Genomic DNA, 13,559 nt, shown 5'->3' with positions numbered 1-13,559 from the left:
GAGGAGGCGCCCCGATGACGAAGAATTCCGACCATCGTCGTTATGACGAAGTGTTCATCGGAGGGCAGTGGCGCAAGCCCGCCAATCCCCAACGGCTCGATGTGATCTCGCCGCACTCCGAGGAACCGGTCGGTCACGTCCAGGCGGCCGGCCCCCAGGACGTCGAGGCCGCGGTTGTCGCCGCGCGGCGCGCCTTCGATCACGGGCCGTGGCCCCGGATGAGTCATGCCGATCGGATGGCCAAAGTCGCACAGCTCGCCGCGATCTATGCCGGCCACAGCGACGAGATGGCCGACCTGATCACCGACGAGATGGGGTCGCCGCGCAGTTTCAGCCGGATGGGCCAGGGCGCGGCCGCCGCATCGCTGATCCACCTCGCGCTGGCTGCCGCCCGCGACTTTCCCTGGGCCGAACGCCGCCAGGGGGTGCTCGGCGAAGTGCACCTGCACAGGCCCCCGGTCGGGGTGGTCGGAGCGATCGTGCCCTGGAACGTGCCGCAATTTCTGATCATGCCCAAGCTGATCCCGGCCCTGATCGCGGGTTGCACGGTGATCGTCAAGCCCGCACCCGAAACACCTTTGGACGCTTTGTGGTTGGCCGAAATGATCGAGCAACTGGACCTGCCCGAAGGCGTGGTGTCCGTACTGCCCGGCGGCACCGACGTCGGCGAGGCGCTGGTGCGTCATCCGGGCGTGGACAAGATCGCGTTCACCGGTTCCAGCGCCGTCGGGCGCCGGATCGCCGCCCTGTGCGGGGAGCAGCTGAAACGCGTCAGCTTGGAGCTGGGCGGAAAGTCGGCGGCGATCATCCTCGACGACGCCGACATCGATAAGACGGTGGCCGGATTGAAGAGCGCCGGCCTGATGAACAACGGTCAGGCCTGCGTCGCCCAGACCCGCATCCTGGTCAGCGACCGCAAGCATGACGAGGTCGTGGACGCACTGGCCGGCATGATGTCAGCGCTGCATGTCGGCGACCCGGCCGACGAGGCCACCGACATCGGACCGCTTGTGGCCCAACGACAACAGCGGCGCGTCCAGGACTACATCACGTCCGGCCGCAGCGAGGGCGCCCGCGTCGTCCTCGGTGGTGAACAGAGCCCGGCCGAGCGCGGCTGGTACGTGCAGCCGACGCTGTTCGCCGATGCCACCAATGACATGCGCATCGCCCGGGAGGAAATTTTCGGGCCGGTGTTGACGGTGCTGCGCTACCGCGACGAGGACGACGCGATCCGCATCGCCAACGAGACGGACTACGGCCTGGCCGGTTCGGTGTGGACATCCGACGTCGCCCACGGCCTCGAGGTCGCGACCGGCGTCCGCACGGGGACCTACGGCATCAACATGTACACCCTCGACATCGGCGCACCGTTCGGCGGATTCAAGCAGTCCGGCATCGGGCGCGAGTTCGGTCCCGAGGGCCTGCACGAGTATGTCGAGCTGCAGACGCTGATATGCAAAGGCCCGCTGCCGCCGCTGTCCGATTAGGGGCCGGGGCCTTCGGGCACCTGCAAGGTCAGCTCGACCGGGCAGCACAGCGCGCCATGCTGATTGGTCACCTGGATCTCGATGTCGACCAGACAACGTGGCGGGTCCACCGAAGTGTCCCGCCGTTTGGCCACCGCCCGCCCCCGGCCGATCATCGTGTCGCCGGCGTACACCGACCCGGTCAGGCGCATGGAGCGACGCACCACGCGGCTACGCGGGCCCGCCCACTCGGTCGCGACACGGTCGGCGAAGCCGGCGAGGTGCATCGTGTTGACATAGATCGTCGGGTTTCCTTGAGCCTGGGCGTAATTCGGATCGAAATGGCCGGGGAAGTAATCCCAGGTTGCTCCGGCGTTCTCCACCACTCGCTGGTAGCTGATGTGGTCGAGCACTTCGGGCAGCTCGACGGGAACGGTGACCCGGTTCCAGTCCAGGCCGTCGCCGGTCACGAGGACGGCCCCGGGGTGAAGCGGAACAGGGTGTTCCGGGAGGTGGCGACGACGGTGCCGTCCTGGCGGCGGTAGGTCTCAAGCGTCTCGACGAAATGGCCGACGCCCAGCCGGGTCCGCTTTTCCGGCGACACCGATACCAGCTCGTCGACGACGGTCAGCACGTCCCCCTCGACGATCGCTTGTGGGAACTCAACCTCGTTGGCCGCGTTGATGAATGTGGTTCCCGGCAGCGGCACCCGCAGGGCGATCAAAGATGCGGACCGCCCGCCTCCGGGCTGCCAGGGCGGCGGCACCAACCAGCCCATCAGCAGGGCGGGTGGCGCCGGCAGGCCTCCCCATTGCCGTCGGGCGAACTCGGAATCCCAGTAGGAACGATTCGGATCGCGGACCATCGCGGCGAACAACTGGATGCGCGCGGCGCTGACCGCTGTGGCCGCGGTGCGGGGTTCGCTTTTCGCACCGACCATTCGCAGCGCATCTTCATAGGTTCCGAAGGCCAGGCGCTGACTGAAATCCTGATCCACGTATCGATGCCGCTCACATGACGAGCGGGTGCCGACTCGGGATCGAATCCCACTGCAACGTACGGGAGGTGAAATACCAGCCGCCCCGCTCGTAGACCAGCGTGTCGCGGAAGATCCCGGTGGCCCGCAGCGCGGTGTCATCGAACATGGCGGCGAAAAGCACGGCGACACAACGCTGGTCCGCGTTGACCCCGTCCACGCTGATCTCATGATCGACCGTCACCAAACGCTGTCCGTCACCGCCGTCGAAGGCGGCGCGCAAATCGGTGAACACCTCACCATCACGGGTATAGCTGGCGCCGGAATGGCGAAAGGTGCCGATCCAACGCTCGCGGTCGCGGTCCGAATAGGCCCGATTGTGCCGGGCGTTCAGATCCAGGATGGCAGCGCGGCCCGTGACGGCATGGAGCAGCAGCTGTTCCTGATAGGTCATGGTCATTATGCTTCGCAGCCTCCCTCAAAGCGACGGGCAACGTTACCGGCCAACGATATACCCTTCTTTCTCACGATCCCATGCGTCCGGATGCACACCGCGGCTGCGCAATAGGTCTTTGCGTATTCGCCCAACGCCGTTCTTCGGCAGTTCATCAAGCGCCTCGACGAACCGCGGCACGCAGAAGTACGGCATCCGGTCCGCACAGAAGTCGAGCAGCTCCGCGCAATCCAGGGCGGCCCCGGGACGCAACGTCACCACCAACAGGATGTCGTCTTCGCCCAACTCGCTGGGCACCCCGACGGCGGCGGCTTCGGCCACGGCGGGGTGGCGCATGACGACGGTCTCCACTTCGACCGAGGAGACGTTTTCGCCGCGCCTGCGCAACGAGTCCTTGGCGCGGTCCACATAGGTCAGGTTCTGATCGGCATCGAGATGGCCCAGATCGCCGGTGCGGAACCACTCCGGGTGCGGATCTACCCGCAGACCCTGGCTCACATAGCCTTCGCTCATCACGTGTGGGGACTTGGGCCGGCACGCGATCTCCCCGACGGTGCCGGGCGGCAGCGGATTGCCGCGCTCGTCGAGGACGCGCACGTCGAAATCGGGATTCGGCCGGCCCGAGGTCCCGGGTACACCCTCGTCGGTCACGGCCTTGAGCGCGATCGGGAATGCCTCGGTCAACCCGTACATCGTGACGATGCGGCAGTCGTAACGCTTTTCGATATCGCGGTAGGAGTCCGCGCCGATGGGCGCGGCGGAGATGAACCGCAGCGGCAGCCGCGCGTCACGGGGATCCGCGGGCAGGTTCTGCAGCATCGACACCATCGCGCCGGCGCCGGCGAAACCGACGGCACCGTGCGCGCGTATCTCATCCCACACCTGGCCGGGGTGAAAGGCCTTCGCCAACACGGTGGTTCCGCCGACCAGCATCGGCGCCAGCACGCTGGGCGCGGCGCTCAAGTGAAAGAGCGGCATCGCCGTCCACAGCACCTCCCCCGGGCCGAAGCCCCACGCCGAAGCGACGGTCGCGGCCACCGAGAACAGGTAATGCCATGTGGTGGCGACCGCTTTCGATGGCCCGGTCGTGCCCGATGTGTAGAAGAGCACCCCCACGTCCGCCGCCGCGGCGGGGCTGTCGCTCACCGGGTGGTCGGGGCTGCTGCACAACGCTTCGGTGAGTGAATCATCCTGCAGCACAATGTCGGTCACGGTGTCCAGTCGGCCGGCGACCTCGTCGACGCGGGGCCGCCGTTCGGCGTCGGTGAGGATCACCTTGGCCCGCGACAGCCGAAGCGTGTGCAGCAGGAAGTCACCCTTGTTCGCGGCATTGATCGCGGCGCTCACCGCGCCGATGCGCGCCGCACCCAGCCAGAGGTAGACCCATTCCGGGCAGGTGCCGGTGAACAACGCCACGCAGTCGCCGTGGCCGACGCCCAAGCCGGCCAGCAGGTTCGCCGCCGCGCGGGACCGTCGCCGCATCTGCTCGAAAGTCACGTCCACACCGGCGATCGACATCATCACCCGGTCGGGATACTGCTCGGCCCGCCGATCCAGCACGGCCGGCACGGTGAAACTGTCGACACCGAAATCGGCGGGCCCCGGCATCAGGCTTTCGCGGCCGCCGGGTCGGGCGCGCCGTCGGCGGTGTAGCCGAAATCGGACGGCGACGGCTGCGTTCCGGGATAGAAGCGGTGCGCCCAGCGGCGCAGGGCCGCGTAATCGTGCGCCTCTTCGGGAGCCAGATTCGGCTTCTCCAAATACTTCATGTTCTCCCAGGTGAAGAAGTCCTGCTTGATGACTTCTTGCTGAAGCGCGAGGAACCGGGCGGCGCGTCCGGTGGGCACGTCACCGGTGTCGCCCGGTTCACGCACGGAAGCCTGTGTGTAGAAGTAGTCCGTGTAGTCCTCGTCGACCGGCGTCTGGCCGGTGACCTGAACGGTGGCCACCAGCTCGCTGGGGAATCGCACCACGCCCAGCCCCAGCGAGTAGTTGTCATAGATGATCTTGGCGTCGACCGGTCCGTTCGGGGTCAGCCACGTCTGCGCCCGGCCCCCGCCGAAGTGGGCGTTGACCGTGGCGTGCAGGTGATAGCCGGCCACCTCGAACGACGCGGTGGTGGCCGGATTGGCCGCCTTGTGCACGTACTGAACGTGGTAGGGGTCGGCGGCGTTCTCGATGATCATCTGCGGGTGCACCTTGACCCGGTTGAGCATCTGGGTGTGCGGGTGCAGGGGGTAGTACTCGTCGGTCTCCAGTTCGGGCAGCACCGGCAGCTGCCAGTACGGCGCCCGCCCGTGCCGCTCGTGCCAGGCCAGGACGAAGCCGTACCACTCCATGCTGGGATAGGTCCTGATGCGGACGTTGTTTTTGCAGCCGATCTTGCTGTAGGGAATCAGCGCGTTGCTGCCGTCACCGCGCCAGTGCCAACCGTGCCAGGGGCACACGATGTTCTCGCCTTCCACGGTGCCGCCGACGGCGAGGTTGGCGCCGAGGTGCTGACAGTAGGCGTCCATCACGTGGACCTGGCCGGACTCGGTGCGGAACAGCACCAACTCCTCACCGAAGTAGTGCGCGCGCTTGACCTGCCCGGGAACCAGGTCGGAGCCGAACGCGACGATGAACCAGCCCGTCGGGAAACGGTAGGTCGACAGCGCGATGCCGCCCTGCCCGAACTCTCGTTCTGAGGGATCCTCGGCCGACTCGGGGGCCGAGTCCGAAATTGTATCCGTCACCAGCACTCCCGGGGGGTTCGACGACTAGCTCTATTTTTACTATCTTAAGCATAGAACGTCAACGCGGCGCTCGCTGCCTTATGCGTGTCCGACAGAACGGGGTTCGGTGATGACGGCTGCAGCGGTCGATCTGTCCGATTTGTCTTTGTGGTGCAACGGCTTTCCCGACGACCTATTCGCCGAGCTGCGACGCAGCAGGCCGCTCTTCCGGCACGACCTGACGCCGGGTGTCGCCAGGCTGTTTTCCGGGGGCGTACAGCGCGAATTCTGGGTGGCCACCAAGCATCGGCATACGATCCGCCTGCACCGCGATACCGAGTCGTTCACCGCGGCCGACGGCCCACTCATTCAGCCGGTCGCCATGTTCTCGTCGTTCCCGACGATCATCACGTTGGACCCGCCGGACCTGAACAAGCGCCGAAAACTGATCTCCAACGCCTTCAACCCGCGCGCGATCGCCAAGCTGGAGAACGGCATCCGGGCGCGTGCGGCGCGGATGATCGACGGCCTGCTCGCGCAGGGTGGTGGGGACTGGATCGATGACGTCGCCGACGCGTTGCCGATGTCGGTCATCGGCGACATCATCGGCATCCCGGAGCAGGACCGGCCGCGAATATTCGACATCTTCGACCGCATCTTGAAGGCGCTTGCGCCCGAGGCGGGCCCGAGCGGTCAGGTGGAACTCGAGCTCTTTGGCTCGGTCTTCGAATACGCGATGGAGCTCACCGCCGAAAAGCGCCGCGATCCCACCGATGACATCTGGAGCACCCTCGCGACCGCGGTGATCACCGGCGAGGACGGCGAGCGCTTCAGCCTGCCCGAAAACGAACTCGAGTTCTTCTTCTTCGTGCTGGCCTTCGCCGGCAGCGACACCACCAAGAACGCGTTGGCCATCGGGCTGCAGGCGTTTGTGCGGAATCCCCAGCAGATCGAGCGGTATCGCGCGCGGGAAGACCTGCGGGCCGGCGCGATCGAGGAGGTGTTGCGCTGGGCGTCGCCGGTGGCGTACTGGACGCGCACCGCGAAGGTCGATGTCGAGATGGACGGTCAGCGCATCGCGAAGGGCGAACGCGTGGTGTCGATGCTGCGCTCGGCCAACCGCGACGAGGAGGTCTTTGAATCGCCGTTCGTCTTCGACATCGGCCGCCAACCCAACCCGCAGGTGGCCTTCGGGGCCGGCGGACCGCATCACTGCCTGGGCGCCATGCTGGCCCGCGCGGAACTGCGCGCGGTCTTCGACGAACTGCTGCTGCGCTGCGATGACATCGAGGTCGGCCCGGCCACGGTGGCCCATCCCAATCTGACCACCAACATGTCGATCTACGACGCGATGCCGATATCGCTCAGCGGGCGGCGCTCGGTCTGATGGGTGACAGCGCCGGTGATAGCGCAAACGAAGATCACTTTACGGCCGCCGTGGCGGTACTCGCGCGACACATGTGATTGCTGATACCACGGGATCGCCGCCGCGGCGCTAAATCAGTCGATCAGCCGCAGCGCCGCCTTGGGGCACTGATCCACCGCGGCGCGCACGTCGATTTCCAGGCGCGGCGGCACCGGACCGTCGGCGATCTGGACCACGTCCTCGTCGCCCAACTCGAATACTTCGGGCGCAATCGATTCGCAGAAGCCGTTGGCCTCACATAGGTTCTCGTCGACCGTTACGCGCATCAGATGCCCTCCACTTCTCTAGAGACCCTTGGGTCGGGTCCCGATCACCCCGCCGGTCGCCAGGCGTGTCAGTCCTTCGTCGGTCAGCCCGCACCGATCCCGCAGGATCTCTCCATTGTGCTCGCCCAGCTTCGGCGGCGGCCGCAGCAGCCATTGGTCCCGGCCGGTGAGCAGGGCGAACGGCGGGCACGGGTACAGTCCGAGCCCGGTACTGGCATGATGCAGCGCTTCGAAAAACCCGCGCTCGCGCAGCTGCGGGTTGCCGGTGACCAGCGACGGTGACACCACCGGCGCGGCGGGAATTCCCGCGCCGGCCAAGAGTTCCACCGTCGCTTCACGTGGCTGCCGGGCGAACCAGTCCGCCAGCCGGGCGTCGATGTCGTCGGCTCGTTTCCGGCGCCCGGCGACGGTGGACAGCTCCTCGTCCTCGCCCCATGCGGGCCGGTCCATCAGGTCGACCAGCGCACGCCATTGCGCATCGTCACGAACCGTCACCGCGATCCAGTCGTCGTTCTTGTCGCCGGCGCCGGCGCAGCGGTAGATGTTCTGGATCGCCGCGCTGTGACCGCGATTGCCCCGACGGCTCAGCGTGACCCCGAAGACTTCGGACTCGATCGCCTGGATCGCGGTGGCGTTGAGCACCGTTTCGAGCATCGGCAATTCGACCAACTGGCCCGACCCGGTGCGTTCGGTGAAGTTCAGCGCGGCCAGCACGGCGAACGCGGCGTGCACGCCGGCCAGCGGATCGCAGGCTCCGCGTGGGGCCACCGGCGGCCCCTCGGGCAATCCGGTCACCCAGGCCAGGCCGGCGATCTGTTCCATGGTGGGGGCGAACCCGACCCGATCGCGCCACGGACCCTCGACGCCGAATGCGGGCATCCTGGCGAACACGAGTTTGGGGTTGACCCCGAGCAGCACGTCGGCGGTCAGGCCGAAGTGGTCCATCACCCGCGGCGAGAAATTTTCGATCACGACGTCGGCGCCGGCGACCAGTTCGGTGAACAGGCGGCGGCCCGGCTCGGACCCCAAATCCAGTGTGACCGAACGCTTGTTGGTGTTCATCGCGTGGAACACCCAGCCGTACTCCCACCAGTCGTCCACGTCGTTGCGCATTCCGCCCGAATAGCGGATGCCGTCGGGGCGCTGGATCGATTCGATCTTGACGACGTCGGCGCCGAACGCGGCCAGCAGGTGGGTTGCGGCGGGCCCGGCCCAGAAGGCCGTCAGGTCGATGATGCGAACACCGGCCAGCGGTAACCCGTCGCGCGCCGGTTCGGTTTCGGATTCGTCACGGCGCCAAGGGGACTCGTCATCGGCCTCACCGAGAACCGGTGTTTCACCCACGGGTGCGGGCGCGCAGGCCGACATCAGCCAGGGCGGGCGGGGCTGGTGGAAACCGGCCGGGTTGTGGGTGAAGACCTCGCGCTGGCGCACGTATTCCAGATCTCCGATGGTGGAGCCGTTGCCCAGCGCGGCGATCGGCAGCCGGAACAGTTGCCCGAGTTCGACGATTTCCGCGACGGTCCGTTCGGCCAGCCAGGGATGGATCTGCTCGCGGATCAGGTCGCGGTATTGCCACCGGCCGATTTGAAACCGCAGCTGTTCGATCTCCTCCAATTGCGGGCATTCGACCATCGCGGTGAAGTCGAGCCACTGCTGACCGGTGACCATGGTGATCCCGACGTAGCCGTCCTTGGCGGGTTCGATCGATGGCACTTCGGTGGTGCGGCGGATCGGCGGAACGCGCAGCAGTTGCGAATGCAGCCATTCGCTGCTCTGCATGGTGGTGAGCGCTTCCAGCATGGACAGGTCGAGGTGCTCGCCGGGTCCGCCGTGCTCGACGCGGCGGCGCACGGCCAACGCGCCGAACGCCGCGAACGCGCCGCCCATGTACTCGCCCAGATCGCCGCCGATCGAAATCGGCGGGCCGGCGGGATCGCCCCGGAAACCGGGTGAGCCCGCCCACGCTTGCAAGGTGAACTCGCTGGCGGCCCGGTCCGCGTAGGGTCCGGTCCAGCCGAAATCGGAGATCGTGACGATGACTGCCCGCGGCGAGTGTTCCAGCAGTTGCCGTGGGTCGACGCCCAGCGCCGCGGCCTGCGCCGGGCCGGCGGTGACGACGACGACGTCGGCGGCGGCCAGCATGGCGCGAAATCGCGCCGAACCGGGGGCGCCGGGGGCCAACGTCATGCTGCGCTTGCCCGCGTTGAGGTAACTGAAGAACGGCGCGCTGCCGTTTTCGGCAACCGGCGAACCGCTGGCGGAGTATCGCCGCAGCCAATCCCCTTGCGGCGGTTCGATTTTGCACACCTGCGCGCCGGCATCGAGCAGCAGCTTCCCGCAGTAGCTGCCCGCTATCCGGTCACTGATCTCGACGACACGCAAATCGTGTAGCGGTGTCGGCCGGCGTTCGGACCGCTCGCTCAATTGCACCCGCCCTTCCGATCGACACGCGATCAGAGAAGCTATTTATATCATTACTGCTAAAATAGCTAAGCCAGCGAGTTGCATGTGCTTCGAGGATCGGATGACCGCCTTGGGAATTGGCCCCGACGTCCGGCGCCGGTTGTCGGCGCCGCGGATCGCCGAAATCGTAGCCGATGAGTTGCGCCGTCAGATCATCGACGGCGACCTCGCCGATGGTGATCTCCTGCCGCGCCAGGAGGTGCTCGTCGAACAGTTCAACGTGAGTTTGGTGTCGCTGCGCGAGGCCTTGCGGATCCTGGAAACCGAGGGGCTGGTTTCGGTGCGGCGGGGCAACCGCGGTGGCGCCGTCGTTCACGCCCCGGCGAAGACCAGCGCCGCCTACATGCTCGGCCTGTTGCTGCAGAGCGAGTCCGTCGAGGTTGCCGATCTGGGCATGGCGCTGCAGGAACTCGAGCCCGCCTGCGCCGCGTTGGCCGCCCGCCGCCCGGACCGGGCCGACACCCTGGTGCCCGAGCTCACGCGGATCAACGAGTCGATGGCCGAACACCTCGAAGACGGCCGCCGGTTCACCGAAATCGGCCGTGAATTCCACGATCTCGTTGTCCGTGGCTGCGGCAATCACACCATCATCGCGGTCGTGGGCAGCTTGGAGACGCTGTGGACCAGCCACGAACGGCAGTGGGCCGATGAGAGCGCGTCGCGTGGCACCTACCCCTCGCTCGCTCAGCGCCGCGCGGTGCTCAACACGCACATCAAGCTGACCGAGACCATCGCGGAGGGCAACGTCGACCGCGCCCGTCGTATCGCCGGCCGCCATCTCGCCGACACGCAGACCTACGTCCTGTCCGGTCAGCACGATCAACGCATCTATGCGCTGTCCCCGCAGGCCTTGTCGCGGCCGCGGGATATTCGGCACTCCTGAAGGGCGGCCTGCAACGGTCATGCGAACCGCATTGGTCACCGGTGGCAGCGGCGGGATCGGAAAAGGCTGCGCCCGCAAGCTGGTTGAGCGTGGCTACGACGTGGTGCTGTCGGCGCGCCGCGAAGACCCGTTGCGCGCCGCCGCCGCGGACATCGGTGCGCGCCACCTGGTGGCCGACGCCTCCGACCCGATCGGATTCCCCGCCGCGATAAGCGCATTGGAGACAATCGACCTCGTCGTCCACGCGGCAGGGGCGCTCGGCGGAACCTACGCGCGCAAGCAGACATTCGAGCAGTGGAAGGCCATCATGTCGGCCAACCTGGATTCGTGCTTCGTGGTGACGTCCGCGGTGTTGCCCAGGATGAAGGCGGGCTCGCGGCTGGTGTTCATCTCCTCCTCGGCGGCCCACGAGCCGATGCCCGCCCGCACCGCCTACTCGGCCTCGAAAGCCGGCATGAACGCGTTCGCGCGAGCCCTGGCGCTCGAAGTCGATCGCGACGGCATCAGCGTGCATATCGTCACGCCGGGCCCGGTGGCCACCGAGATGCTGCAGGACGTTCCCTTCGAGATGTACGCGATCGCCGTATCCGATGTCGCCGAGGCGGTCGCGTGGCTGGACACCGTTGACCCCTCGGTCGACTTGCCGGAGATCCGCTTGTCCGCGGTAAAGCGGGGGCCGTTCGCACGACCGCCGGTCGTGCCCACCGAGGCCCGCCGCCGCGCGCGACGGGATTGACGCTTACGGCGCCGGGAAGGGCTTGATCACCGATTCGCCGAACTCGTGCAGGGAGCCCGGTGCGGCGAAGTCGGAGAACCATACGTAGAACCGCTCGACCCCCTGGCCGGCCAGGCCGGTGAAGTGCCCGGTCAGCTCGTCGGCATCCCCGCAGAACAGTCCGGACCCCAGGTTGCCGAATCGCCGGGTGCTCACCTCGCGCACGGTATCGGGATCGCTGCCCGACCGAACGAAGCCCACCATCTGCTGGATCGACAACCGGGCCGTTCCCGCGGCCGGGGCCAGCGTGGGCAGCTTGTCGAGCTGGTGCGCCGGCAGGTTCCACCAATCCGCGTATCTGCGAACGAGTTCCATCATCCGGGGCCCGCTCCCACCCAGAACCAGCGGTATCGGGTGCGACGGTCGCGGAGCTTGCGGTGCCGGCTCGGCGTGCCCGGACTCCCCCGTCCCATCGCCCCAGTACTGCCTGAGCAGTTTCAGGTGGCGGTCGAGTTGGTCGACCCGGGCTTTCGGATCCTGCTGGCCGACATCGAATCTGGCGAATTCCGAGGGCCAGGACCCCGCCCCGAGGCCCAGCTCGAATCTGCCGCCGGACGCCTCCGAGAGGGTGACGGCCTGTTTGGCGAGCACCGCGGGATGCCGGAACGCGTCGCAGAGCACCAGGTGCCCGATCCGCAGCCGCTCCGTTTTGGCGGCCACCCAGGTGGCAATCCCCATTGCCTCCCAGATGCTTTCGTCGGGCAGCCCGGGCGCCTCGAGGTGATCGATGAACGCGATGCCGTCGAAACCACTGGCCTCGGCATGACGCGCCCGCTCCGCGATGTCGGCCGCCGACAACCGGACCTGCGGCAGGAACAGATACCACTCGACCATGCGCCACCTATGCGTGTGATTCGGTGCGATTGCACCGGGCGGGCTAGTTTATTATCTTTACTATGTTAGAGGTCTTATGGATGTAGGGCTGAACTCGGAACAATTATCGCTGCGCGACGCCGTACGCGACATATTACGTACGGAGTGCCCGCCTGAGGCCGCCCGTCAAGCGATCACGGATCCGGAGCGTTCGCGTGCCCTATGGAAGACCGTCGTCGATCTCGGCTGGACCGAGCTCGCCGCCCCCGACACCGGCGACTACGGACCGGTCGAGCTTGCCGTGGTTCTCGAGGAATGCGGCGCCGCCATCGCGCCAATCCCGTTGCTGAGCAGCGTCGGTCTGGCAGCGGGGGTGCTGCGCGACATCGGACTCGATTCGGTCCGCACCGACATCGCCGGCGGGGCCGTCGCCACCCTGGCCGTCCACGCACCCGGGTCGCGACTGCCCGGGGTGCCGATGACCCTGCGTGACGGACGCCTGCGCGGCCGGGCCGTCGCGGTCCCCAACCTGTCGCGCGCCGAGCTGGTCGTCACGCTGGCCCGCGCCGACGACGGTGACACCGTGGCGGCGGTCGCCCGTTGCGTCGACGGGGTCACGGTGGTGCCGGCGGCGGAATCCACCGACCCCGCTCAGCCGGTGGCCGGGATCGAAATCGACGCCGAGCCGGTGGCGGTCGCGAGCATTGACATCGAATCGGTATTCGCAGCGCCCTGGGTAGCGTGCGCCGCTGACCTGGTGGGTGTGGCGAGCGCCGCGTTGCACCGCTCCGTCGAGCACGCGAAGTCGCGGCGCCAGTTCGGCCACCCGATCGGCGCCTTCCAGGGAATCAAACACGCGCTGGCCGACAACTACGTCAGCCTGGAACGCGCCCGCAGCCTCACCTACGCGGCGGCGGCCGCGCTCGCCGATCCGGCTGCCGCATCGGCCGATGCCTGGACCTCCGCCGCGCTCGCCAAAGCGGCGGCCGGTGACGCGGCCGCCGGTTGCGCGCGTACCGCGGTCCAGGTGCACGGCGCGCTCGGGCAGACCTGGGAGCACGACGTGCACCTCTATGTCAGGCGCGCCTGGCAGGGCGCCGCGCTGCTGGGCGACAGTCGCGCGCTCTACCACGAGGTGGGCCGCCGATTCTGCGGGGGCGCGGCGTGAGCCGCACCGGCGACGATGCAGAGCGCAGCGATGAGGAGCGGTGCCGGTGAGCCGCACCGGCGACGATGCAGAGCGCAGCGATGAGGAGGAGCGGTGCCGGTGAGCCGCACCGGCGACGATGCAGAGCGCAGCGATGAGGAGGAGCGGTGCCG

Annotated in this window: 13 protein-coding genes; 5 read left to right on the top strand and 8 right to left on the bottom strand. The window is 67.5% G+C overall.

From position 1 onward, the window contains the following. Nucleotides 1-14: 14 nt before the first annotated feature. On the top strand, nt 15-1,487 hold the full coding sequence (locus EPN51_RS26325) for an aldehyde dehydrogenase (protein WP_293048781.1): 1,473 nt from the start codon (nt 15-17) through the stop codon (nt 1,485-1,487). On the opposite strand, the gene EPN51_RS26320 is transcribed toward EPN51_RS26325, so the two are convergent. From EPN51_RS26320 to EPN51_RS26300, 5 genes are read right to left on the bottom strand one after another with little or no spacing between them, the layout of a single operon-like run. Beyond that, entirely contained in the window at nt 1,484-1,936 is a 453-nt protein-coding gene (locus EPN51_RS26320) for a MaoC/PaaZ C-terminal domain-containing protein (protein WP_293048779.1), read from the bottom strand. The two genes, EPN51_RS26325 and EPN51_RS26320, sit on opposite strands and share 4 nt — an antisense overlap. Further along, nucleotides 1,933-2,463, bottom strand: a complete 531-nt coding sequence (locus EPN51_RS26315) for a MaoC family dehydratase N-terminal domain-containing protein (RefSeq protein ID WP_293048777.1) — start codon at nt 2,461-2,463, stop codon at nt 1,933-1,935. The genes EPN51_RS26320 and EPN51_RS26315 overlap by 4 nt, the downstream gene beginning before the upstream one ends. A gap of 13 nt (nt 2,464-2,476) precedes the next feature. Further along, a complete protein-coding gene (locus tag EPN51_RS26310; RefSeq protein ID WP_293048775.1) occupies nt 2,477-2,902 on the bottom strand; it encodes a nuclear transport factor 2 family protein in 426 nt (141 codons plus the stop codon). A gap of 36 nt (nt 2,903-2,938) precedes the next feature. Then, nucleotides 2,939-4,504 (bottom strand): AMP-binding protein, encoded by a 1,566-nt coding sequence (locus tag EPN51_RS26305; RefSeq protein ID WP_293048773.1) that lies wholly within the window; start codon nt 4,502-4,504, stop codon nt 2,939-2,941. After that, complete coding sequence (locus EPN51_RS26300) at nt 4,504-5,631, bottom strand: Rieske 2Fe-2S domain-containing protein (RefSeq protein WP_293048771.1); 1,128 nt, start codon at nt 5,629-5,631, stop codon at nt 4,504-4,506. The genes EPN51_RS26305 and EPN51_RS26300 overlap by 1 nt, the downstream gene beginning before the upstream one ends. Before the next feature lie 109 nt (nt 5,632-5,740). Here EPN51_RS26300 and EPN51_RS26295 point away from each other — a divergent pair, with 109 nt between their 5' ends. Beyond that, nucleotides 5,741-6,997 (top strand): cytochrome P450, encoded by a 1,257-nt coding sequence (locus EPN51_RS26295; protein ID WP_293048769.1) that lies wholly within the window; start codon nt 5,741-5,743, stop codon nt 6,995-6,997. Between the two features lie 113 nt (nt 6,998-7,110). Here the strand turns inward: EPN51_RS26295 and EPN51_RS26290 are convergent, their stop codons facing one another. Beyond that, nucleotides 7,111-7,302 carry a ferredoxin gene (locus tag EPN51_RS26290; RefSeq protein WP_293048767.1) on the bottom strand — a complete coding sequence of 64 codons (192 nt, stop codon included), beginning with the start codon at nt 7,300-7,302 and terminating at the stop codon, nt 7,111-7,113. An 18-nt stretch (nt 7,303-7,320) separates the two neighbouring features. Next, complete coding sequence (locus tag EPN51_RS26285) at nt 7,321-9,735, bottom strand: CoA transferase (protein WP_293048765.1); 2,415 nt, start codon at nt 9,733-9,735, stop codon at nt 7,321-7,323. A 94-nt stretch (nt 9,736-9,829) separates the two neighbouring features. Here EPN51_RS26285 and EPN51_RS26280 point away from each other — a divergent pair, with 94 nt between their 5' ends. Both EPN51_RS26280 and EPN51_RS26275 read left to right on the top strand, forming a co-directional pair. After that, nucleotides 9,830-10,651 carry an FCD domain-containing protein gene (locus tag EPN51_RS26280; protein ID WP_293048764.1) on the top strand — a complete coding sequence of 274 codons (822 nt, stop codon included), beginning with the start codon at nt 9,830-9,832 and terminating at the stop codon, nt 10,649-10,651. 19 nt (nt 10,652-10,670) lie between these two features. After that, the gene (locus EPN51_RS26275) at nt 10,671-11,387 is read left to right on the top strand and encodes an SDR family oxidoreductase (protein ID WP_293048762.1); all 717 of its coding nucleotides are present in this window, start codon (nt 10,671-10,673) and stop codon (nt 11,385-11,387) included. 3 nt (nt 11,388-11,390) lie between these two features. On the opposite strand, the gene EPN51_RS26270 is transcribed toward EPN51_RS26275, so the two are convergent. Further along, a complete protein-coding gene (locus EPN51_RS26270; protein ID WP_293048760.1) occupies nt 11,391-12,260 on the bottom strand; it encodes an LLM class flavin-dependent oxidoreductase in 870 nt (289 codons plus the stop codon). 76 nt (nt 12,261-12,336) lie between these two features. On the opposite strand from EPN51_RS26270, the gene EPN51_RS26265 reads away from it, so the two are divergent. Further along, nucleotides 12,337-13,407, top strand: a complete 1,071-nt coding sequence (locus EPN51_RS26265) for an acyl-CoA dehydrogenase family protein (RefSeq protein ID WP_293048758.1) — start codon at nt 12,337-12,339, stop codon at nt 13,405-13,407. Nucleotides 13,408-13,559 lie beyond the last annotated feature (152 nt).

It is taken from the genome of Mycobacterium sp. (genome assembly GCF_004298145.1).
Lineage (GTDB): Bacteria > Actinomycetota > Actinomycetes > Mycobacteriales > Mycobacteriaceae > Mycobacterium.
Note: the sequence above shows the minus strand (reverse complement) of the source record. Positions and strands in the feature narration are given on the sequence as shown.